The following is a 22,729-nucleotide window of genomic DNA, read 5'->3' as shown; positions in this document are numbered from 1 at the left end:
ATGAAATTAAAACAGACTTTATCATTAAGCTTCGTTTTGTTACTGAGCGCGCAGGCCGCCCAGGCGGCAATTGCTCTAGATCGTACACGTGCGATTTTCGAAGGAACTCAGAAATCAATCAGCCTAAATATTCGTAACGACAACACTCAGTTACCGTATTTGGCGCAGTCCTGGCTGGAAGATATCAACGGGAAAAAGATTAGCGATCCATTAGTGGTCGTTCCCCCTGTTCAGCGCGTCGAACCGGGTTCAAGAAGCCAGATTCGTATTAACGCGACGGGCGGTATTGCCAAATTACCTCAGGATCGAGAGACCGCGTTTTACTTCAATGTGCGCGAAATTCCACCGCGTAGCAGCAAACAAAACGTGATGCAGATTGCGCTGCAAACCAAGATAAAACTGTTCTATCGTCCTGCCGCGATTGCCATCGATCCAGATACCGTATGGCAGGATCAGATCGTATTGACCAAAACCAGTGACGGCTACCAAATCCAAAATCCGACACCTTACTACGTCACTGTCATCGGTATTTCCGGCCAGCCGAAAGGTGAGTCTGCGAAAGATTTTCGTCCGGTGATGGTTGCGCCTAAGTCGACTCAAAAGGCGGTTACTCCAGCGTATTCCACTCCTTATGTCACCTATATCAATGACTTTGGTGGCCGTCCAGAGCTGAAGTTCACGTGCAGCGGCAATGAGTGTCGTGCAACGACGAACCGGAGCTAGTGGCCAACGCTATGCGTACTTCATATCTAAGATTGACTCGCACTACGCTGTGGATCTGCCTGCTTTCTGGGGCTGTGACCTTTTTTGATCTACAGCTGGCTAAAGCGAAAAGCATCGATGGATGGGACGTGTATGGCATGCATGGCGAAATGACGGTTCAAGGCTCATTGACTGAGCCCGCCTGTGTGTTGGCGATGGAGTCGAAAGATCAGTCGATTGATTTAGGTATAACTTCTCGCGTCAGTTTGAATCGGATCGGTAATCGTACCGATCCAGTGACCGTGCATTTTCAATTGAAAGATTGCGGTGTTGTGGGGAACTCGCCCAGAGACGACTCCCACGGCGGCAACATCACCTTTCTTCCTGGGCAGTTGGTTTCTTATGTGACCGTCAGTGGGGTTGCGAGTGATAGCAACAAATATCTGATGAAGGTTTCTGGCTCCGCTGGAGGGGTGGGATTGCGTTTGGAAGATTACAAACATCGGCAACTGATCCCCGGAGAGCACAGCGAGCCTTTGATTATGTCGCAGGGAAATACGGATTTGGTGATGTATGCCATGTTGGAACGTATTCCTGAAGAACTGATTGAAGGTGAATATCACACCACGATTAATTTAAACCTTACGTATCAATAAGTACCCAGACTAGAAATAGGCGTTCGTGATTTTGCAGAGGGAAATATATATGAGGCTCTTAGCTTTGCTAGGTATGGCGCTATTTTCTAGCTCTTCATTGGCAGCGGTAGATATCAATTTTCATGGTGAGGTTGTCAGCGAACCCTGCGAAGTCGACATCAATGCAGACGGCCAAGATGTGGATTTTGGCACTATTGCGATTAAGACATTTTATGCCGAGGGTCGCTCGGAATCGAAGCCCTTCAGCATCAACTTAAAAAACTGCGATATTTCGATCTCAAAAACCGTATTGGTCTCATTTACTGGCACAGAAGATGGCGAGCAAACAGGCTATCTCTCCTTGCAAAGTGCGAAGGTAAAAGGCTTGGCAGTGGGGCTTGAGTCAGTGTCTGGCGATGTGCAGAGCCCAACATCGTTCATTCCGCTCAACAACGGCTCGGCTAAATACAACCTCAATCAAGGGGCTAACTCCCTTAAGTTTTCTGCATTCATTAAAGCGTCATCCAAAAGTATCGCAGACCACAGTATCACCGAGGGGGATTTTAGTACTACGGCGGAATTCCATCTTGAATACCCGTAGTTGATGTTTCCTGTTGATGTTAGGTCACGCGTTTTAAGAGCAAATTATGCAAGCGATAAACCGAACGGCAATTTTTATTATTTTGCTAATTTATTTGGCGATAGGTATGCACATATTTATTCCTGGCATGGGCGGGAGTGGATTGCGGATGCCTGGAAATATTGTCGCTTGGGTCTTTATCGCGCTGTCTGTATTAGCCTACTGGCTACTGAATTCGCATCGGAATATCACTATTACCACAACGTTTAGACTGATCTTCACTGGCGTTGTCTTCTTGCTGATCCCTTTATTGTATACGCCAGAGAAATGGCTACGCGATGCGCTATTCCAGATGGCTGGCGTTATGGCTGGATTGGCCTTTTATTTCACGCTGTTACAGTGCCGTTTTAGCGAGTTTTGGCGGGTAAGAATCATTAACCTGCTGTTGTTTGCGGTTTTGCTACAGGGTGGGATCGGGTTTATCCAACTTTCACTATTATCACCAGACTCAGGATTAATGGCGCTAAGCGCAGAAGGGGCAAGGCCGACCGGAGTCTTCCGTCAGGTGAATGTTATGGCCTCTTTTATGGCTACCGGCATCGCCAGTGCACTCTATCTGCTCTATTTACCCCAATCATCTGACGCCTCTCAACAAAATGCACCTTTGGTCCCGCGTTTACTGCGGTTGCAGCAGTTGGCTGCCCTTGTTTTGCTACCCGCCATGTTGGTCTTACTTCAGTCGCGTGCTGGCTATATAGGTGCAGTGATCGTCATCGTTGCAAACTTTGCCCTGCGATGGCGCGAGTTCCCACGCCAAACCATCGTATTTGCCGGCCTGATTATTCTTGGTCTTCTGACTGGCTATTCGCTAATGATGGCGGCGGATCTCGTGACGCCAGTCTCCCATGAGGGATCAAATCTTGAACGTTGGAAAATCCTACAGATCACGTTAGCCATGATTGCCACTCATCCGTTAAGTGGTTGGGGATACGGCAGTTTCGAATATAGCTTTGCGCATTTTGCCTTGGGCATGACGCCGCCGATCGCTGGGATGGGGGTGATCACGCATCCGCATAATGAGTTGTTATTTGGCTGGGTAGAGGGGGGCATTTCGGCACTGCTGGGCTATGTACTGATCGCCGTGGCTTTTATCCGTCTGATGTTTTTGGCGTGGAGGCAGGTGAATAAACATTGTTTTGCGCTATGGCTGTTGATGATGCCGATAGCAATACATAGTCAGCTTGAATATCCGTTTTATATGTCTACCGCTCACTGGCTCATCTTTCTCTTATTGCTGAGCCTGACCGATGTTGCGGTTTCAAATATCACCGTTGTGTCTAAGCCAAAAATGAACGGTGTGATTCGAATGGCCATGTGTTTGGCTGCGCTTGCAGGACTGGCACTGATGCTGCCTACGTTGCAAACCCAAATTCTGCTGACTAAGGCCGAACAGCTACAGATGAAGCAAGCAAGAATTCACTTTCCACTGCTGGAACAGCAACTTTGGCAGCCATGGTTGCTGAGAGAACGCGTTGATTATGATCGCCAAGTTAGCCAACTGCTGCAATACAACCAGAGCCGTGCCCCTCAGATCTTACAACATTATTTAGATTGGTCGCAGGTATACCTTTCTCGCCATGTGGACGCGAATGTGTATGCATCCCGAATTGCCATTCTGCGCTTCAACAGAGATGTGGATGAGGCTGAAAAATTGCGTCAGGAAGCCAGCCAAATTTTTAATCGGGATATTCGTTTCCAATTACCGGCTGTGATTGCCGTACAGGAGTCAAAATGATGTTTACTCATTACCCATCTCCGGTCGGAATAAAACTCCAGCCCATTGTTGAATTGAAAACGGGCTTGGTCATTGGTTACGAAGTGCTCAGCCATTTTTCTGATGCCGTTGATTCTGAGAGTTACTTTCGGCAAGTGCCTTCAAATATTGTATTTTCCATGTTTAACCATCAGGTTGAGCGAGTAACAAATTCTTCATCTGACGTGCACTATTTTATCAATTTACCCGTTAGGGATTTATCACGCTCAGATTTGGGCGAGTTGATTCAAATATCACCAGATAAAAAAGTCGTGGTTGAACTGCAAGATCCAGAAAATTTAGTTGGGTTAACGTGTGCCGAGCAGCAAACGCTGGTCAAAAATCTGAATGCATTGCATGAGCAGAATATTGCCGTTTGGCTTGATGATATCGAGGGTTCAATGTTGTCTGTAGTGCGTGAGATCAATTTTCGCTTCGATGGAATAAAAATCGATAAGCATGAATTTTGGCGCTCTCAGTCAATGCCAAGCGTATTGAATCAACTGGTTAAAAACTGCTATCAAATTTCACCCAATGTATTAATTGAAGGCATTGAAACTTTACAGCATAGGGAGATTGCTGCTTGCTCTGGCGCTAGCCATTTACAGGGCTATCTGTGGCCAGAAACGATTATTTAATAATAATATTCCGAGTAATGATATGACGAGAGTTTTGATTGATGATGAAAATACATTCTATCGCGATGGGCTTTGGCATTTTATTAAGCAACATTTTGCTTTAAATGCCTTAGGTCCCGTTGAACTGCTAGAAAGTAGTGAAGATAACCTAAATTCTTCCGATATTATCGTGAAGGTATTTCAAAATGGTGCTGCCTCCGTATGCCATTACGAGTTATTACATCGTAAGAGCAATTCCTTACTGATTGGCGTTTGTACTGGGGAGTGGAAGACATCGTTAGCTCGATTGCCTGATTGCTTAAAAGGTGTGCTGTTCATTAAACGCAACGAATCTTTAAAATCGCTAAGTAAAAAAATCATACTTGCTTGGAAAAACTCGTTCGCCGGAAATGAAAAAGTACGACATTGTCATGAATGTCAAGCGCTCTATTTTTCTCCTCAAGAGGAAAAGGTTGTTCGCTATATATGCTCGGGGTTTAGCGTTGCCCGCATTGCATGGATACTCTCTTTAAACATTAAAACCATCAGTAGCCATAAACGTTCTGTTATGCACAAGTTTAATTTAAATAGCGATGCAGAACTCTTAGCTCTGATGAAAAGCTATGAAGACAGATTGACTTATTCTTCTGGCCGTAAAAGATTTTTCTATATGAGCCCATCCGCGAGAGAGTTAAATATTCGGCATCGCATAGTGGAAAGATTAATACACACCGTAGCTATTTAATTATTAAATTTGGACGCTCATCTCCGATGAGAGAAGTATCTGCTAAGGACAGTAGAATTGCCGCAGATGCGGTAGCAACAACAAAGACACATAACGTTCAATGATAACGAGTCAATGGAGTTGGAAATGGATAAGTTAACGAAGAAAGAAAGAATTTACATGAATCTGGGAAAGATATGTTCAACTAGGATGGGAGAAACTCGGAGTACAGATCCCTATCTACCAGAATCATGTTGGCCAAAAACGAGAGAAGTTGCAGAAGAGTGTGGTGAAAGTATTTACGTAACTCGCCACTGGCTGTTGCAACTTGTTGGTGAAGGAAAAGTAAATTGCTATCAAGGAGGAGCTGGTCGTAGTAATTCTCTACGTTGGTGTATTCCAAATCGCTAATTTTTAGCAAAATAATTCATTATTGATTTTTAGTTTTATCAGGCATGTCCCTCAGGGATAGGCTGTTGCATTGCCAATTTCTCCGAGCATATTTATGTACGGAGCAATTTTCGTGATATTTTGCAATGGAATAATCCTAATTATCAATTATTGACTTTATTTCTACTATTAATAATAGCGCAGATGGGGGGAACCTCATCTGCGTTTCTGCATGCGTTCCTATTATTAATTTCATTGTTAATTTCATCGATAGGATGATTCTTAATCATTTAATAATAATTCACTTTAACAATGGTGGTTGCAACAAATGGACCGGCCTTAATGGTTTGGCCTGGTATCATTGAAATGTTCGCTGTGTAATTTTTACTGATCTCGGTAATACCTTTCATACTGCCAAAATTAGTATATTTATTAAACTCTACGGCTTTATTATCTTGGTCAAGGAAACCAAGCTTTACACCATTGTTTAAGTTTATATTCGTACTATCTAATAAAGTTTCAGTTGTGGCAAATTGGGATGTTAAAGAGAAATCCTCTAGACACCCACCTTCTTTTACGGCCTTCACGGTGAAGCTTTTTGATAATACATTCCCGCTGCTCAGTTCTGTCCGATCGATATCACCAAAGTCCAGATTCTGATTCTCTGGATAAAGCTTGATTTGAGCACCGCAGCTTAAAAAACGTGCGCCGGTTAAGCCTGAAAGCGAGTATTTGAGGTTTTTGGCATCAGGGCGAAAGTTGATTCCGCTTGAGCCATCGAGCTGGAACACGACAAATTCGTCAGCGCCTTGGTAATGCCCAGAAGCAGGAGGCGTTCCATCTGTACGAATATAGAGACGAAAAGTCACGGTTACCGTTTTGGATGTAGGTGTTCCTGATCCCTTTTTATACACTGGGCCGCCGTTAGGTACTTGTAAAGCCTGACCGTCTTGTTCTAGATCTTTCCCTTCATAGGTGACCCCTAATTTTAGCCCCTGACCCAACGATTTTGATTTTGGGTTGAAATAGAAGGTCACATAGTCTTTAAAATTAGATTTGGTGTTGTTATCACAAAAGGCGGTAACGGTGATCGGGTTTGATTCCCAGACTTTGGTCTTATCCGGCACATTAGCGGGTATGGCAAGTTCACCGATATCAATAGGGGGTTTATCAACGACGTTAGTACCGCTTTCGACGCAGTCAAATGCGGATGCATGAAAAGATGCCAACAATAATCCGGCTAAAGGTAGCAGGCGTTTTCCATGAAGTTTTGAAGGTAATGCGTATTTCATTAAGCACCTGTCATAGATAGCGTGTAATCAGCGTGGATGTTGCACTGAAAGTGCCTTCGTTCAGCTCCACCGCATCAGAAATTTTTGTTGGTACTGCGCGTAATTGGATAGTTTGTGTTTTCTGTATGGTGAAGAATTTATTAAGCTCAATATTATTGCCCGTGCTGTCGTCTGAAAGCGCTAGCGCTAAATTGTCCAAGCTGGTCGTCAGGTAATGACTCTTCCCTGAAGAGGTTCCGGTGAATTCTAATTGAACCGTCGCTCCGGTCGTGATACTGCAAACAATATCTATAGGCGTTATGTTGGCATAAGCAATGCCGTCAATTTTATTCAATGCGATGCGTTTGAAATCGATATCAAGGTTTTTATCGTTATTAATCTTGCAGGCTGCAGGCTCATAAATATTGCCGCGAATGTAAAGCGTGCTTTTTGATTCATCATCAGATCGACCGCCGCTAATCGGCGCTAGCGCGGCGAAGGCTGAGCCAAAGAGAGAGGATGAGAATAAAAAAACTAACAACGTTATGTTGCGAAGGCGCATGTTCATCTTATTAACTCGTTACAGCATTGACGGAATTTACCCACTCGTTTTTTCATTGTTCAAATGTCTTGGGGGTATATTGAGCGCAGTAAGGGTAACGTATTCATATGCTGGTAAAAACTAACTTTGTTACTGTAAATAAAATGCGAGTTAATTTGTCGCGTGAGGGCAAATGAGTTGCTCACACGACTAAAAATATTGTGATTTATCTAAATGATAAAATAATTATCTGTTAGATTTATCTTAGTAAGTGTTTCTACTTGTTTGTTGTTTTTTCTTTTTTAAAACAAATGGTTAATCTGTTTATACAGAGAGTCGCCAGGAGAATGGTCATGCTGTTTATCTACACGTGTGTCCACGAGTGGCTGAAGGAGAGCCAACTTTGCAGCGTAGGCGAAATAAATTTATTTTTGTGGTAGCACAACGTTAGCTTTCGCATAAAGCGTTGCTCTGTATGTAGCTGCACAAAGTGTCCTGCATAAAAAGGCTGCTGCAATACGCGTTTAGAAATAAAAGTGATGCCTAGATTGTGTGCTACACAGGAGAGAATAGCGTCAAAGGCATTTAGCGAGAGTGCAACCTGTGGGTTATCAAGATGCAGTGCAAGCTGGTTGTCAAAGAAGGCACGACTGCTGGAGCCTTGTTCGCGTAGTAACCAACGTTCTTGACTGAGTCTGGAATAGGGGACGATTTTTTCTTTCGCTAAGGCATGATCTCGCCCAGCAATCACCACCATCTCATCGTTAAGCCAAGGTTCGCTGATAAGATTAGGTTCGGTGGCGGGGCCTTCTAATAGCGCAACATCGATTTCAAAATGATCCACCATCTTGCTGATTTCTTGGGTGTTAGCGATGACTGATTGCGGCATCCAGCCATTGCCTTTAGCAAAACCTTTTAACATATCAGGCAGTAAGTAGCTGCCAATCGTTTTAGTGCAGCCTAATCGCAGGTGAGTGTCCTGACTCTTTTCCCCAAAGAGTGTTTCCACGCCTTGCATCCGCGCGAGTAGTTCATCTGCGACGGGCAATAACTTCCTTCCTTCGTGATTAATGAATAGACGAGCATGCTGTCTATCAAATAAGCGTACGCCAAGCTGATTCTCTAGCTCGGCCAGCGTTTGCGATATGGCTCCCTTGGTCATAAAAAGAGCGTCTGCGGCGAGAGTCATGCTGCCGTGATGGGCGATAGTGACAAATACGGATAGTTGCTTGAAGGTAATGTTCATCGTTTAGTTTCTCTAAACTCAGTGTCAAAAATAACTCGATTTTTTAAATAATACCCGATGGATATAGTTTGTGTCGCAGAAGAGATGAAGAAAAATCGAGGTGATAACGTGTTGAGACATTTACATCATAGAGTTCGAGGATTACCGACGCCTGTTGCAGGTTTGGCATTAGGGATCGCAAGCTTGGGGTGGTGTTTAGAGAATGCTTTACCGCTGCACGGCGTGGGGCAAAACGCGGGGGCTTTGATTGCGGCAGTGTTGCTATGTGCGATGGCGGCGCGCTTTGTCCTTCATCCCGATACGTTAACGCAGGATCTCAAACATCCGGTTGTGGGGAGTATTGTTCCAACTTTTGCGATGGCTGCGATGGTTGTGTCTAAAGCGTTAGGTCATTTTCTGCCGCTGGCGGGTCAGGTTCTTTGGCTGGGGGCTGTCGTTGTACATCTGATCGCGCTGGCATTTTTTATCTATCATCGTGCACAAGAGCCTAATCTGCATCATATGGTACCGAGTTGGTTCGTACCGCCGGTGGGTATTATCGTTGCAGACGTTACCTGCCCAAGTGATGCCTACACCGAGTTTGCTTTGATTCTGCTGGCGATTGGTATGGTGAGCTATCTGATAATGCTGCCAATGATGATTTACCGTTTTATGTTCCGTAATGAAGTACCGGATGCAGCAAAACCGACGATTGCGATATTAGCAGCGCCGGCAAGCTTGTCATTAGCGGGGTATCTGACCGTGGTTAAAGAGCCGTCGATGCTGATTTGTGCTGTGTTGCTTGGTATCGCCTTACTGATGACCCTTGTGATTTACTGTGCTTTTTTCCGGCTGATGAGACTGCCGTTTAGTCCGGGCTATGCAGCATTTACTTTCCCGATGGCGATTGGTGCAACGGCACTTTATAAAATGGCAAATTTGGTGAGTAGTTATCCACATGCCGCCGAGTATGCTCGCCAACTGCATATGATGGCGACCGCAGAAGCTGCGATTGCGACGTTGGTGATTGGTTATGTATCAGTACGTTTTATCCATAACTATCTGCTCCCTAGCCGGCTGAATATTCATCAAGGCGCGGTCAAATAGTGGGATATAGGAGTTCGACAATAATGAAAGATTCAGAGCAGGTTTCATTCGTTCCCGCTGCGGCATTGGTTTTGTTTTTAGGCTGTTTTGTGTGGGCGCTGTTTTTATAGTTTGGTGTAGGTGGCTTCTGCTGAAGGCTCGTCAAGTGACGGGCCTTCGTCGTATTAATCTATTGGTATTTCTCGCTTGCATTTCATTTGGCTTTATTTTAGATTTATCTAAATTTAGAAAGTTCTAAAGTAAGGCGTCAACATGGATTCTCCCTTCAATCTTGCAGAGTTACAGCAACGCGCGAGCCTAGCCAGTTCCCTATTGAAATCAATGAGTAATGAAAGCCGATTACTGATTCTATGCATTTTGCTTGGTGCGGAGCGTACCGGAGCGGGAGAACTTGCGGCGGCAGTGGGGTTGAGTCCTTCAGCAACGTCCCAACACCTGGCCCGAATGCGCGAAGAGGGATTGGTTGATTCCGAGCGCGTGGGCACTAGCGTGCTGTATTCCATAAAAAACCCAGCTGTTGAGCGCGTTATTGGCGTTCTTAAAGATATCTACTGTTCTTAAGGAGTCATTATGTCATCTGCTATTACTATTTCTCCGCAAATGGCCAGTAAAATGCTCGGGGAAGGCGCACTTTTGGTGGATATTCGCGATCCTCAAGAGTATGCCCGAGAGCACATCTTTCAGGCTCAGCTCTATCCTCTTGGCGAATTAGAGAAGGGGATGAAAATCTCTGGTGTAACGCCTACAAGCAAAGTGATTTTTCACTGTTTATCAGGCATGCGCTCCTCTAAAAATGCCGAACGTTTAGTTCAGGCTGCGGCTCCTGCTCAGGTTTATCTCATGGAGGGGGGAATTAACGCGTGGAAAACAGCGGGATTGGACGTTGAGATAGATAAGCGTCAGCCGTTACCTTTAATGCGTCAGGTTCAGATTTCCGCGGGGACATTGGTTCTGTTGGGGGTTATTTTAGGTTATCTAGTGAACTCCGGATTCTTCTTGCTATCTGGTTTTGTCGGCGCAGGGCTGCTGTTTGCAGGTATCACAGGGTATTGTGGTATGGCTCGTTTGCTGATGAAAATGCCTTGGAATAAAAAACCAACATAAGTGTTCTCCGTTGTAGAGGAGTGGCACAAACAATGTAGCTGGCTTCGAGTGGGTTCAACACGACAGCGATTTAGCTAGGTAGTGAGTGTGTAGATAAATCTCCGCCAGTTCATCCACACTTGACTGTTCCATCTGGGGACTTGCATATTCCAGCACGATCCACAGTAAGGCGCTGCATTGCTGAATAACTAAGCTAACCGAATTATACGATAGCGTTTGTCGCGCTTGCTGCTGTTGGATTAACTCGTTGTTACTCATGTTTAGTAAATTAAAGCCCAACGCCAGTACATCTAATAGGTTATCGGGTAAACCATTTTCCGTGCTGGTGTTAATCACTTGATGCAGGCGCAACATGTTACTGTGCAAAATCGTTAACGTTTTATCACTCATTAAAATCTCCAGTGCTGAAAATTCATAATCTCAAAAAGCGGTTTTCTAGCGATAGTGGCTTCTAGCGATAGAGAATATGCAGCTACCCAATTTGAATCCCTTGCCGAGGAGTCGAAATCGTATTCCTTTAAAAAGTGGCGACAAATTGAAATAGTAGGAAATGAGATGAGCATTCCAAGCAGAATGCGGCAGGAATGTCGTACGACAAATAGACTGGAATCAAGGTAACCCCCGCGAACAATCGCGGGAGCTACCCGTTTGGCTATGCGTTAGATTTTGGCGGTTCCCCTACCGCGGGAGCTAACCAAATGGCAAAGGTGACTAGCGCCAAGACGACGATCATTGCTGAGCGCAATCCTAAGTGCTCTCCCAAGAAGCCAAGCATTGGCGGCCCCACTAAAAAGGCGATATAGCCAGTAGTCGCTACGGCGCTCACGCGCGCCGCTGGATTGGGGCCAGTGTCACTCGCTGCAGACAACGTGAGTGGGAAACCAAGCGATGCGCCTATACCCCAAAATAGAACAGATGCGCTCACCAAAAATGTGTTTTCAGCAAAGATAATCAGTCCTAGACCGATAACGCCAAATATGGCGCTACCCCGTACGACGTTAACACGACCAAATCTGCGTAAAAAATAGCCGCCACAGAATCGTCCAACCGTCATGCCTAATGCAAATCCTGTGTATATCAGCGAGCCTGACGTTGGACTAAATCCATGTCCGTCGACCATTAATAGTGGTAACCAGTCATTAGCTGATCCTTCTGCAAGCGCCATGGCTAATACAATAAGGCCAATGAGGATGAGGCGGCGATCTTTCCAGACGTTAGTTGTCACGCCCGTTGATTTATTGTTATCGGCAGTGTCTGTCACTGAAGGGCGTAGGCCATTACCTTGCGGCACGGATTTTAATGCCCAGAGTGTTGCGGGAATGCAAATAACGCCAATCAATAATAGATGCCACTGAATAGGAAAATTGACCGAGGTTAAACCGTTTCCAATACCGGCTCCGACTAAGGTACCTAGGCTAAAACAGCCATGTAGCATAGGCAGTAGAGGGCGATGAGAGAGACGTTCTACATCTGCGCCTTCAACATTAATAGCAATTTCTGCGGAGCCCATCCCTGCGCCAAATAGACACAGTCCAGCAGAGACGGTGAGCGCCGAAGAACAAAAAGCACCGAGCGCGACAAGTAATATCCCAGCAATAACCAAACTGGTGCCGGCAGCAATGACGGGCTTAGTACTAAATCGTTGTACGAGATATCCTGAGCTGAGAATGCCAGCCATTGAACCAATGGATAGCCCGAATAGCACTAACCCCATTTCTGCCGTGGATGCGCCAAGTTTGTCGCGAATTGCTGGCGTTCGAGTGACCCAAGATGCCATCGAGACGCCAGGTAAGAAAAAGAAGATGAATAGGGCGAGGCTGCGGTGTTTTAGTGAAAGACTGGGCAAAGGAACCGTCCTAAAGGCGTAAAGACTGAGAAACTCAATGAAGGAGAAAGTGAATGTGTCTGATTACACTAAACTGTTTAGCAGGTATTTCAAGGACGAGATGGTGGAGTGGTAGCCTTGAACCTCTAACGCCATGGATAAAATCAATGGCGTTTGTTTGATCCTTTTCTATCTTAGGGGAATGGTTTGTCGTCGTGTTATAGCAAGATAGCTATAAACGTTGTCCTAATGAGTTAGTTTGGTTTTACCACGCAGATTGTCATGGGGGAGAATGAACCACCTAGTAGGTAGGTATTATTGTTTACTTTTTTGATTGTCAGTGCGTACTCATAGGCTTGTTTGATCATGAAACTATTCTCTATGAAATGATCCGGCGCATTATCGGCTAGCGATCTAAGCACTTTTGTTGGTGTTACTTTGTAATAGTCAGCCCCTTCTCTCTCGTAAGTGATGCTGATATCACGATTTAAAAAGTAGGATTTATCACCAATGTCAATCTTAGTTTTGATGCTGATACGCCCCGTGTAATCCGTATTGAAGCGATAGGTGGTTGAACCGTCAGCGCGTATTTTCACTTTTTCATTAGCAATTTCACTCATGCCTGAGCTTTCGCAATTGATGTTAAGGCGGGTTTTATAAGAGTAAAAGAAGTAAGCTATGTTAATAAGAGAAATGAAAGCAATAAAAAGAAGGATGTGATTTATTTTCACTTTTATTATCAGACTCATTTTGTATCCCAAGGTGAATAGTAAGAGCTATCGCATGCAATGAACTGGTTTGTACTCGCGTCTCGCAGGGTACATCTGGCGATGAAAATGTCGCCAATTCGCCCAAAGACTAAACTGTCATCAATGTAGGTATAAAATTCAGTCCCAGTAATGCAGCTGAGCTTGCTCCTGGTTATTGCAGTTTCAAATATTTTCTTTTTTATTGGTATTGCCTGTTCCGAGTTGGGGTGCAATGTGTAAACTCGACAGCTATCAATAGTGGTCAATAAATAGCTATGTACGGTTTCGCTTTTGATCTGATTACTAAAGCTAAATACAAATAGTAAAACATTGCCAATAAATAAGATTAGAAGTGAATAAAAAACACACCGTTTTTGGGTGTCATGGCCGTTTTTGTCGTTCGGCGTTGCTTGGATATTTTTCGTTTCATATTTTTCTTCATGATTAGTTTGGTGTTTTTTTATTGGCACAGCATCTGATTTTTCAGACTGACTCTCTTTTTCATGTTTGTCTTGGTAGGAGTCGTCGGCATCCTCTATACGTTGAATTATACTAGGATTAAGTTTGAATCCAACTTTAGGTATTGTGATTATTGAGTTCTCTGCAACCCCAAATTCATAAAGGCATTTTCTTAGAGTGCGTATATATTGATTTAATCCTGCATTAGATGAACGCTGCCCATGATTTTCCCATATTTTTTCAAATAACTCTTCTCGACTCACCACGCAGCCATAATTTTCCAGCAGTAAGTTAAATAACCTTGCTGTTGTTGTGGTTAGTGCTAACTGGTTTTCATCATTTTGAAGTGACCTTAGAATGCCATCTTCAGAGTTATAAGTAACAAGATCATCGACGATATAAATACTCATTATTAAGTACCATAAATATCAAGGGGGTTTTTATGATGCATATAATATATTTTTTGGTCAAATCATGAGATTTTTCTAACGACAGTGTTGAGTGAAAATATAATTTTATTTAACAGGTGTGTATCTTGGCGTTATAAAAATTAACTCTAATTATGAATAAATGAATATATATATTTTTATGTAATTATCTTGCTGGAAGTATAGCTGCAATATTAGCTTTTTTAATGGCTTTTTAATATGAAAAACAAATGATTTTCAGACAAAAATATCATTTTTTCGATGAATATAGGTTCATCTGTCTAGGTTGTGGGCGGGTGGTTATAATTACCACACAAAAGTATTGAAGGCTGTTTTGTTGTAGGAATAATCTTAACTGATTTTGTGGTGCTTTTTCACTAATGTTGGGAATGTTTTTTATTACCAATGAGATTTAGCCTAAGCCCACAGTATCTGTGACTTCTGGTGGATGAAATGGTTAATGTCGTTACCCAAGGTTTAGATAATTATGCCAAGAAAGGCATTTATGCAGTTGTTGAGGGGATATATGGTGAGGACTCAATCAAAAAGAGTGAGATTGATGATTTAGACGATCCTTGCGAGGACGTCACATTATACTTTCGTACTAAATTTGAGGGATTAAGTCATTGTACTTGTCATCTGACAAACAATAATGTCGCAGTGGTTACAGTGCTAAGTGATAAATCCGATGTAGGACATCTGGGTAATGAGGCGACTTTTACTATCTCGGATAGTTTTACGGATATCGAGAATAAAATAAAAAAAGTAATGAATCTCCATAAGAAAATCATGAATGAGGCAAGGCCTTCTCAATGCCTGTATTGCAAGATGCTTAAGGTATTAACACCAGAGGAGAAAAAGGTTGTTTTATTAATGAATAAAGGCCTTAGCTCAGTCATGATCGCTACATTACTTAATAAGAATATTAAAACGGTGAGCAGCTATAAACGCAGCATCATGAGGAAAATTGGTGTTAGGAGTAATGTGCAGCTGTATCGTTACCTTTCGACGATTTCGGTAGACCATTGATGTTTAAATTATAACTAATCCATTTCATGCTTAATACATGATATGCGATATCTATTCAGCCATCAGGCTTTTTTCAGGTTTTCTTTAGGACATTCATAAATTTTTTACGTTTCAGCCGTAAAAAATTCCAATTCCAGGTTTGTCAATCAGCGAAACTCAGATATGGAGTCAATTCTTTTCGAGCCATGCTGATATTAACAAAGGCATATTATAGTGAATAAAATTTTTAAAGTTATTTGGAATCATAGCTTACAGTGCTTTGTCGTTGTGTCGGAGCTAGCACGTGGAAAACTTAAGACTGATTCTACAATAAAAATGAATGAGAATGCTCCTAAAAATCAATTTAAAATTTCCCTGCTATCAACTTCTTTGCTGATGGCAATATCGGGCTATGCTCAGGCTGCGGATATTACTGTTCATGATTTTAAACCTACAGACCCTTTTGAAGAGGTTATTGTTGGCTCAAGTAATTTAACAGGGAGTTTTGCGGGTATCCAAAAGGGAGAAAGTGGATCCAAGTGGACGACATTGGGACAAGCTAAAGCTGATGGCTTGATCACAGGCGATAGTGCCCAATGGGTTGACCATGATATTTTTAGAATTGGTTCACAGACTAAATCGATTAACTACATAGATCCTGTGACTGGCAACACGGTGACGATGAAAGTCTATGATAATAACGATATTCAAACGGAGCCTGCTGCAGATTTTCGTATAACAATCTCAACCCCAGTGGGAAAAGATGGTCAATATGTCGATAGAAACTTTTACCAGATTGGTTCTGGCGCGTCTCTAGACGTCAATGTTGGTAAAACCACAGGAAACTGGGTCGGAGCTGCAGAAAACCAATTCAACGTTATTTTGAAAAGTTCTTCCAAAACTAAGAATAATTCTTCAGCATTTCATGTGACAGATGGGGGTCAACTTAACTATCTGTCGAAGACCGTTGTTCAGCTCGGTAATAATGATAATAACATCCGAGATTCCAGTAACCCTGTTGCTTGGATGACGACAGCAGACTTTGTTGGCTCTTTTGATAGTGTGATTGGCCCACAAAATATTACTAACATTGATGAGTTTAAAGCCTATAACGATGCTTTAATTAAAGCCCTACAAGACGGTAAAATTCAGTTAACTGAGGCTGAATATTCTGCTGAATTGAACAAGGCCAGAGATCAAACATTACATGGGATTGTCGTTAATACAGATAATATTGCTTCTGACGATGCAGTAAGAGCGACTGTCAATCGAGACGTCGTGTCTTATCTCCATGCTGAAGGTGCTGGTTCTAATATTAACATTGGCGCTGACGCTAACATCCAGCTAGTCGGCTCTGATGCCACCGTTGTTAATCTGGAGAATGGGGCTAAATTAACCAACAATGGCACCTTGGGGACGGCGGGAAATACTTTCCGTGGTGCTTATGTTATAGCAGCCCGCAGTACATCCTTTGTTGAAAACAATGGCGTGATCGATGCAGGTACAAACCCTGAAATGGCAGACTTCTTTCAGGGCGGAGCTGCAGGAGTGGCGAATGGCACCCATACCGCAATCTTAGCGAACGGCGCGTCGGTAGTTAACAACAATAACACTGGCGTGATTAATGTTGCCGCAAGAGGTAACTACTATGGCAATACCGGAGTATTGCTCGGCTCCTCTGCTACGTTAAATAACTATGGCGCGATTAATATTGCGGCTAGCAATGAAGCAAGCAGCATTTTGGGTGACGGTTCTAATATTGGTGTGGTCACTCAGCAAAACACCACATTTAATAATGAAGGTACGTTATACATTGGCCGTATGGCGCAACGGACGCCATCTGATAGCACTGATGATTTGGCCATAAAGCAATCATCAATAGGCGTGCATCTCTATGGTAATGGTACTTATAACGGAAAAACTAATTCAGAAATTATCATTGGTTCTAAGGTTCAGAATGCGACTGCTATTGATGTTGGTGGCTCAGCAACGTTAAATCAGCAGGGTACTATCCAACTTAATGGCGCGGTATCTGGAGAGTCTGTCTCTAGTAATACAGGGATTCTTGTTCGCGAAGGCACCAATGCTAACAAAGTAATCAATAGTGGCACTATTGATATGAATGGGTTGAATAGTACTGGGATTAAGGTGTTAGCGAATGGGCAAATTACAAATTCAGGGACGATCAATGTTAATGGTGGCCTCGACCCAGTAACACATTACGCCAACTATGGTATTTACGCTCAGGGTGAAAAAGCATTAGCGATCTTATCCGGTAAAGTGAATCTTACCGGTGATGGCGCCATCGGCGTTCATGCTAGAGATAAAGGTGAGATTGATGTCACTCAAAATGGTGTTGTGACGTTCAACGGCGGTACTAACCAAACGGGTTACTATATTTTCGGTGCCGGCTCAAAAATAAAAAACGATGCTAGCAGTGTGCAAGATGTGTCAACGCAAGACTCAACACTCTACCGAGTTGACGGAGGCGCCTCCTTTGACGGCTCTGGTAATAGTGCTGCGCAACTTAATGCCTCTGGCGATAATGCGACCATCATTCGCACTACTGGTGCGGGGAGTCAATTCAGCTCAGGCAAATTAGCACTTAGCGTTACCGGAGAGGGAGCCACAGGGATCCGAATTGAAGGCGGTGCCACGGGAGAAATTACTGCGGACGCCGTGATTGTAAAAGTGGCGGGCAAAGATACTACTGCGGGCATTGTGGACGGTAATTACTATGAGTTGGATGGTTCTGAGAATGCCGCTAAAAAAGGTAATTCCGTTCTGACCAGCTATGCCAATTTGGAAACAGCAAATACTGCTGATGGGGCATTTGGCTATATTGCGCGTAACGGTGGCAAGTTGATCCATGAGGGAAGCATCGACTTCACCGAGGCGAATAGCACGGGAGTATTGGTTGACGGCGGTATTTTGGATAACCGGTCTACTATTGTAGTTAATGGTGTCGCGGTGAATATTCAGGGGGCCAGTTCTGAAGTCACCAATACTGGAACGGTCACTGCAACGGATGGTACTGCCGCCTATTTAGTCGGGAAAGACGCCACATTGGCGCTAAACGGTAATGGTATTACGCAGGCTGCGGGTTCGGCTCACGGTATTTTATTAGATACCGGTGCGAAAGGCTTAACGGTAGACGGTGCCACCATAACCATGAGCGATACCGGCAGTGGTAGTGCTATTGAAAACAAAGCCGATATCGTCGGTATTCAGCTTAAAGATACGACGATCAACGTCGGTAGCGGTATTGGTGTTCACACTGGAGCCTCTATGGCTCAAACCAACTCCGGTACGATTAATGTCACCGGCAGCGGTACCGGTATCCTGTTTGAAAACATTGATGGCTCGCAGACCGATCAAACACTGGATATGTCCGACTCAAAAGATTTGGTGATTAATGTTCAGCAGGCTGGAGGAAAGGGGATTGTGACCAATGCTTCTTCTGACCTGAAAACCGGCGTGAGCGTTAATGTACTCGATGCTGCGGGAGGCGCAGCGCTGATAGTCAAAGGTTCAACACAAAAGGTTGAACAGTCAGGAAAACTTACCTCTAAGTCGACGACGGATGCGGTGGTTGATATTAACAACGGTAGCGTAAGCGAATTCGTGAACCGTGGTGATATTTTGGCACTCAATGCCTCACAGAAAGCCGTCGAAACGACCAGCGGCTCAGGTGTGCAGTTCACCAATGCTAATGGTGGGAACATCATTGGGCAGGTCAATCTTCTTACTGGTAATAACGTTGTGACGTTGGAGTCAGGCAGTACGGGAACTGATTTCACCACGGGTAGTGGTAGCGATCTGTTCTTACTTAAAGATGTTCAAGAGAGTGAAACCAACCTGTTTACATCTCTTAATGGTGGGCAAGGCGAGGATGTCTTGAAACTGGATAATTCCAGCTATGTGTTAAATCGCGCCGATGCCATTACCGGAATGGAGCATATCGACCTCACTAACGGTTCGACTTTCACCCTAGATAACGTGCTGCTGGCGCTAGGCGATAGCCGTGATGATAGTGTTTCAACGGGCTATTCCATTGATTCTACGAGTACTTTAGCCGTTAAAAATAGCGCTAGCGTTGCTTTTAATAGCCACTTATCTGGCAATGGATTGATGACGGTTGATACCACGGGTAACTCGTTTGAATTCACGTCCAACAACGCTGCCGATGGCTTCGCAGGGACGTTTGCCATGGGGAATACTCGTTTTGAGCTGGATGGGCTTAATACTCAGGCTTTAACCAATGCCACGCTGCGTGCGGACAACGGTAGCATTACCCATGTTGGCGCTGGGCAGCAAACTATCGGTGGGCTGGCGTTTAACGGCGGTACAGTGAAGTTTGATGGTGTGACACCTGGCGTGACAGAGGCCGCAGGGACTATTCATACCACCGATAACATGGATCTGTTGGGCAAAGGTGTTGTTCAAGTCGATGCAGGCAGCGTGAGCAACGATCGTCCTTTACCAAATACACATGTTTCCCTTCTCGAACAAGATGATACTGGAAGCCTGATTAAGCTGGCTGATTCTGATGCGGCGGTTCAAGGCAGTGGCGGTAATTTAGAGCTGCATGACGCCAGCGGTAACGTCATTTCAGATGGTGTGACGTTAGATATTGTTCAGGATGGAACCACTGTCGCCAAAGGCACTTATGACTATCGCCTGACCAGCGGTGAAAATAACGATGGTCTTTATGTGAACTACGGTCTCACTCAGGTTGAACTGTTAGGAAGTGGCAATGATGCATTGGTGCTCGATGCGAATGGCAAAACGGGCAATGCTGCAGATTTGAGTGCCAAAGTCACAGGCAGCGGCGATTTAGCATTAGATAGTCAAAAAGGTGAGACGGTCTCTTTATCTAACATGGATAACGACTATACCGGCGTCACCGATGTTCGTAGCGGTAACCTCTTGATGCTGAACGACAACGTTCTGGGATTGACCAGTGAACTCAAGTTAGCGTTGGATACCGTACTGGATATGAATGGTCATAGCCAGACGGTGGGCAAACTGGCTACGGATGCGGGCTCTTTGCTGAACATCAACGGCGGTAAATTAACGTTAAGCCACGGTGGAATTTCTTCGGGTGAGTTAGCGGGTAGCGGAGAATTGGTTGTTGCCGCTGACACGTTAACGGTGAATGGCGCCAATGCGAATCTCTCTGCGACGACCACGATTGAGCAGGGGGCTTTAGCTGAGCTGAATAACACTCTGGGTCTGGGTATCGGCGATATTGTAGATAAAGGTGAGCTGTTGCTGAATAAGGCGGATGGCGTTCTCTATAACAATATCAGCGATAACGGTGCTGTAGCTTTGAAAGATAGTCACGTGGTTCTTGCGGGTGACAACAGTAAATTCGCGGGCACATTCACTATTGATTCTACGTCTCAATTGACGGCGGGTTCTGCACAGCATTTGGGGACGGCCGATATAAAAGATGAAGGCGAACTGGTACTGAATACTCAGTCCGATTGGGCATTGGCTAACAACGTGACCGGCAGTGGTTCGCTTATCAAACAGGGTAGTGGCAGCGTGACCCTTAATGAAAACGTAGCCTATACCGGAAAAACTGACATCCAGCAGGGCGGTCTGATTCTTGGCAATGAGAATGCGCCAATGACGCTTGCCAGCCAGCAGGTCAATATTCACGAGGGGGCGAAGCTCTCTGGATTTGGTGGTGTCGCTGGCAATATAGATAACCAAGGCTTGCTACAGATTGGCTCAGATACTCAAACTGATGGTAAGACCCAAACTTTCACCATTGGCAAAGATCTGGTAAACAGCGGAACCGTTCTGGTCGGTAATAATACTGGACATGCGACCGCGGGTAATCAGCTGTTGGTAAAAGGTGACTACACCGGTAATGATGGGCACATTCACTTTAATACCGCACTTGGCGACGACAATTCGGTTACGGATAAGCTGGTCGTTACTGGAGATACGTCTGGGAAAACCGGAGTCAGCGTCAGCAATGCCGGCGGCACAGGGGCTCAGACGCTAAACGGTATCGAACTTATCCATGTGGATGGGGCATCTAATGGTGAGTTCAATCAGGAAGGACGCATCGTGGCGGGCGCTTATGATTACACGTTGGCGCGTGGTAAGGGGGATAGCAGTGGAAATTGGTATTTAACCAGTAAGCAAAATGGTGAAAATCCTGATCCAGGCCCAAATCCAGAGCCGGGTGAAAATACCGAGCGTCCTGAAGGTGGGAGTTATATTGCTAACCTTGCAGCGGCGAATAATCTGTTCGTGACACGTTTACATGACCGCTTAGGTGAAACTCAGTATATCGATGCGCTAACCGGAGAGCAGAAAGTAACCAGTATGTGGATGCGTCAGGTCGGTGGACATAATAACTTCCGCGACGCTGCTGGCCAGTTAAAAACTCAAAGCAACCGTTATGTGATGCAGATGGGCGGCGATATTGCACAGTGGAGTACCGATGGGCTAGATCGCTGGCACTTAGGTGTGATGGCAGGCTACGGTAATAACCACAGCAACACGCACTCCAACATCAGTGGCTATAGTTCGAAAGGTTCGGTTGATGGCTACAGTACTGGTATCTACGGTACGTGGTATGCCAATGACGCCGAGAAAACAGGTACCTACGTTGATAGCTGGTTGCAATATAGCTGGTTTAACAACCATGTTAACGGTGAACAAATTGCCTCTGAATCGTATAAGTCACGCGGAATCACTGCATCGGTAGAAGTGGGGCAGACCATTAAGCTTAATGAGTTTAAAGGCAGTCTTGGTAGCACGAATACTTGGTACGTTCAGCCGCAGGCACAGGCCGTTTGGATGGGTGTTAAAGCGAAAAACCATACCGAATCTAATGGTACTCGCGTGAGTAGCGATGGCGACGGCAACCTAATGACTCGACTGGGCGTAAGAACGTATCTCAAAGGGCACCATGCAGTTGATGAGGGGAAAGGACGTGAATTCCAGCCGTTTATTGAGGCCAACTGGATCCACAATACTAGAGATTTCACGGCTACGATGAATGGGGTTGCCGTTAAACAAGATGGCGCACGCAATCTGGGCGAAGTTAAAGTTGGTGTTGAAGGGCAGCTAAATCCACGTCTTAACCTGTGGGGCAATATTGGCGTACAGGTGGGGGATAAAGGCTACAACGACAGTGCTGCAATGATTGGCGTAAAATATAATTTCTAATCATATAGAAACTGAAAAAGGGGCTTCGGCCCCTTTTTTCTTAATAAAAAACAGTCTCTATTTTATGTAAGAGTCTAATACCTGCAGTACCACGCTCAGATCTTCTTCTCTTTTACTTTCTGAATCTTGGTGGACAATATGTTCAGTGAGATGACCTTTAATCACTTCTCGCATCAAGCCATTCACAGCGCCTCGAATTGCCGCAATTTGTTGTAAAACTGCGGAGCATTCATGAGGTTCATCAAGCATTTTATTCAGCGCTGCAATTTGCCCCTGAAGCTTGTTTGTTCGCGCTTTTAGTTTTTTCTTATCTCGAATGGTATGTGACATGTTAACACCTTTGTTACATCTTTATGG

20 protein-coding genes are annotated in these 22,729 nt (G+C 44.5%); 12 read left to right on the top strand and 8 right to left on the bottom strand.

Going from position 1 to position 22,729, the window contains the following annotated elements; translation table 11 throughout:
* The 7 genes from M988_RS15385 to M988_RS22480 all read left to right on the top strand — a co-directional run bounded on the left by M988_RS15385 (position 1) and on the right by M988_RS22480 (position 5,482).
* Complete coding sequence (locus M988_RS15385; RefSeq protein WP_008812556.1) at positions 1-723, top strand: fimbria/pilus periplasmic chaperone; 723 nt, start codon at positions 1-3, stop codon at positions 721-723.
* 11 nt (positions 724-734) lie between these two features.
* The gene (locus M988_RS15380) at positions 735-1,358 is read left to right on the top strand and encodes a fimbrial protein (RefSeq protein ID WP_008812557.1); all 624 of its coding nucleotides are present in this window, start codon (positions 735-737) and stop codon (positions 1,356-1,358) included.
* Between the two features lie 49 nt (positions 1,359-1,407).
* Positions 1,408-1,938: a fimbrial protein gene (locus M988_RS15375; protein WP_008812558.1), complete on the top strand. Its 531-nt coding sequence runs from the start codon at positions 1,408-1,410 to the stop codon at positions 1,936-1,938.
* Between the two features lie 148 nt (positions 1,939-2,086).
* A complete protein-coding gene (locus tag M988_RS15370) occupies positions 2,087-3,712 on the top strand; it encodes a PglL family O-oligosaccharyltransferase (RefSeq protein WP_248846515.1) in 1,626 nt (541 codons plus the stop codon).
* A complete protein-coding gene (locus tag M988_RS15365; RefSeq protein WP_064574889.1) occupies positions 3,709-4,368 on the top strand; it encodes an EAL domain-containing protein in 660 nt (219 codons plus the stop codon). The genes M988_RS15370 and M988_RS15365 overlap by 4 nt, the downstream gene beginning before the upstream one ends.
* A 22-nt stretch (positions 4,369-4,390) precedes the next feature.
* A complete protein-coding gene (locus M988_RS15360; protein ID WP_008812561.1) occupies positions 4,391-5,092 on the top strand; it encodes a LuxR C-terminal-related transcriptional regulator in 702 nt (233 codons plus the stop codon).
* 126 nt (positions 5,093-5,218) lie between these two features.
* Complete coding sequence (locus tag M988_RS22480) at positions 5,219-5,482, top strand: FaeA/PapI family transcriptional regulator (protein WP_020303900.1); 264 nt, start codon at positions 5,219-5,221, stop codon at positions 5,480-5,482.
* A 269-nt stretch (positions 5,483-5,751) separates the two neighbouring features.
* Here M988_RS22480 and M988_RS15350 read toward each other — a convergent pair whose 3' ends face one another.
* The 3 genes from M988_RS15350 to M988_RS15340 form a co-directional block, all read right to left on the bottom strand.
* The gene (locus M988_RS15350) at positions 5,752-6,753 is read right to left on the bottom strand and encodes a fimbrial protein (protein ID WP_008812562.1); all 1,002 of its coding nucleotides are present in this window, start codon (positions 6,751-6,753) and stop codon (positions 5,752-5,754) included.
* Positions 6,754-6,763: 10 nt separating this feature from the next.
* Entirely contained in the window at positions 6,764-7,300 is a 537-nt protein-coding gene (locus tag M988_RS15345; protein WP_020303899.1) for a fimbrial protein, read from the bottom strand.
* 337 nt (positions 7,301-7,637) lie between these two features.
* Positions 7,638-8,519: a LysR substrate-binding domain-containing protein gene (locus M988_RS15340; RefSeq protein WP_008812564.1), complete on the bottom strand. Its 882-nt coding sequence runs from the start codon at positions 8,517-8,519 to the stop codon at positions 7,638-7,640.
* 108 nt (positions 8,520-8,627) lie between these two features.
* On the opposite strand from M988_RS15340, the gene M988_RS15335 reads away from it, so the two are divergent.
* The 3 genes from M988_RS15335 to M988_RS15325 all read left to right on the top strand — a co-directional run bounded on the left by M988_RS15335 (position 8,628) and on the right by M988_RS15325 (position 10,709).
* On the top strand, positions 8,628-9,605 hold the full coding sequence (locus tag M988_RS15335) for a TDT family transporter (protein WP_224452295.1): 978 nt from the start codon (positions 8,628-8,630) through the stop codon (positions 9,603-9,605).
* 252 nt (positions 9,606-9,857) lie between these two features.
* The gene (locus M988_RS15330) at positions 9,858-10,166 is read left to right on the top strand and encodes an ArsR/SmtB family transcription factor (protein WP_008812566.1); all 309 of its coding nucleotides are present in this window, start codon (positions 9,858-9,860) and stop codon (positions 10,164-10,166) included.
* Between the two features lie 9 nt (positions 10,167-10,175).
* On the top strand, positions 10,176-10,709 hold the full coding sequence (locus M988_RS15325; protein WP_064574887.1) for a rhodanese family protein: 534 nt from the start codon (positions 10,176-10,178) through the stop codon (positions 10,707-10,709).
* A gap of 54 nt (positions 10,710-10,763) precedes the next feature.
* On the opposite strand, the gene M988_RS15320 is transcribed toward M988_RS15325, so the two are convergent.
* The 4 genes from M988_RS15320 to M988_RS15305 all read right to left on the bottom strand — a co-directional run bounded on the left by M988_RS15320 (position 10,764) and on the right by M988_RS15305 (position 14,152).
* Positions 10,764-11,099 carry a hypothetical protein gene (locus M988_RS15320; protein WP_008812568.1) on the bottom strand — a complete coding sequence of 112 codons (336 nt, stop codon included), beginning with the start codon at positions 11,097-11,099 and terminating at the stop codon, positions 10,764-10,766.
* 262 nt (positions 11,100-11,361) lie between these two features.
* Entirely contained in the window at positions 11,362-12,555 is a 1,194-nt protein-coding gene (locus tag M988_RS15315; RefSeq protein WP_020303898.1) for an MFS transporter, read from the bottom strand.
* A 233-nt stretch (positions 12,556-12,788) separates the two neighbouring features.
* Positions 12,789-13,283: a FidL-like protein gene (locus tag M988_RS15310; protein ID WP_008812570.1), complete on the bottom strand. Its 495-nt coding sequence runs from the start codon at positions 13,281-13,283 to the stop codon at positions 12,789-12,791.
* Entirely contained in the window at positions 13,280-14,152 is an 873-nt protein-coding gene (locus tag M988_RS15305) for a winged helix-turn-helix domain-containing protein (protein ID WP_008812571.1), read from the bottom strand. Before M988_RS15305 ends, M988_RS15310 begins: the two co-directional genes overlap by 4 nt.
* Before the next feature lie 471 nt (positions 14,153-14,623).
* Between M988_RS15305 and M988_RS15300 the strand changes: the two genes are divergently transcribed.
* Together M988_RS15300 and M988_RS15295 are read left to right on the top strand one after the other, a co-directional pair.
* Positions 14,624-15,199, top strand: a complete 576-nt coding sequence (locus M988_RS15300) for a helix-turn-helix domain-containing protein (RefSeq protein ID WP_008812572.1) — start codon at positions 14,624-14,626, stop codon at positions 15,197-15,199.
* 213 nt (positions 15,200-15,412) lie between these two features.
* Positions 15,413-22,372, top strand: a complete 6,960-nt coding sequence (locus tag M988_RS15295; protein ID WP_064574884.1) for an autotransporter outer membrane beta-barrel domain-containing protein — start codon at positions 15,413-15,415, stop codon at positions 22,370-22,372.
* Between the two features lie 57 nt (positions 22,373-22,429).
* On the opposite strand, the gene rcnR is transcribed toward M988_RS15295, so the two are convergent.
* Complete coding sequence (gene rcnR, locus M988_RS15290) at positions 22,430-22,702, bottom strand: Ni(II)/Co(II)-binding transcriptional repressor RcnR (RefSeq protein ID WP_064574882.1); 273 nt, start codon at positions 22,700-22,702, stop codon at positions 22,430-22,432.
* Between the last annotated feature and the right edge of the window lie 27 nt (positions 22,703-22,729).

The organism is Hafnia paralvei ATCC 29927 (assembly GCF_001655005.1).
Lineage (GTDB): Bacteria > Pseudomonadota > Gammaproteobacteria > Enterobacterales > Enterobacteriaceae > Hafnia > Hafnia paralvei.
Note: the sequence above shows the minus strand (reverse complement) of the source record. Positions and strands in the feature narration are given on the sequence as shown.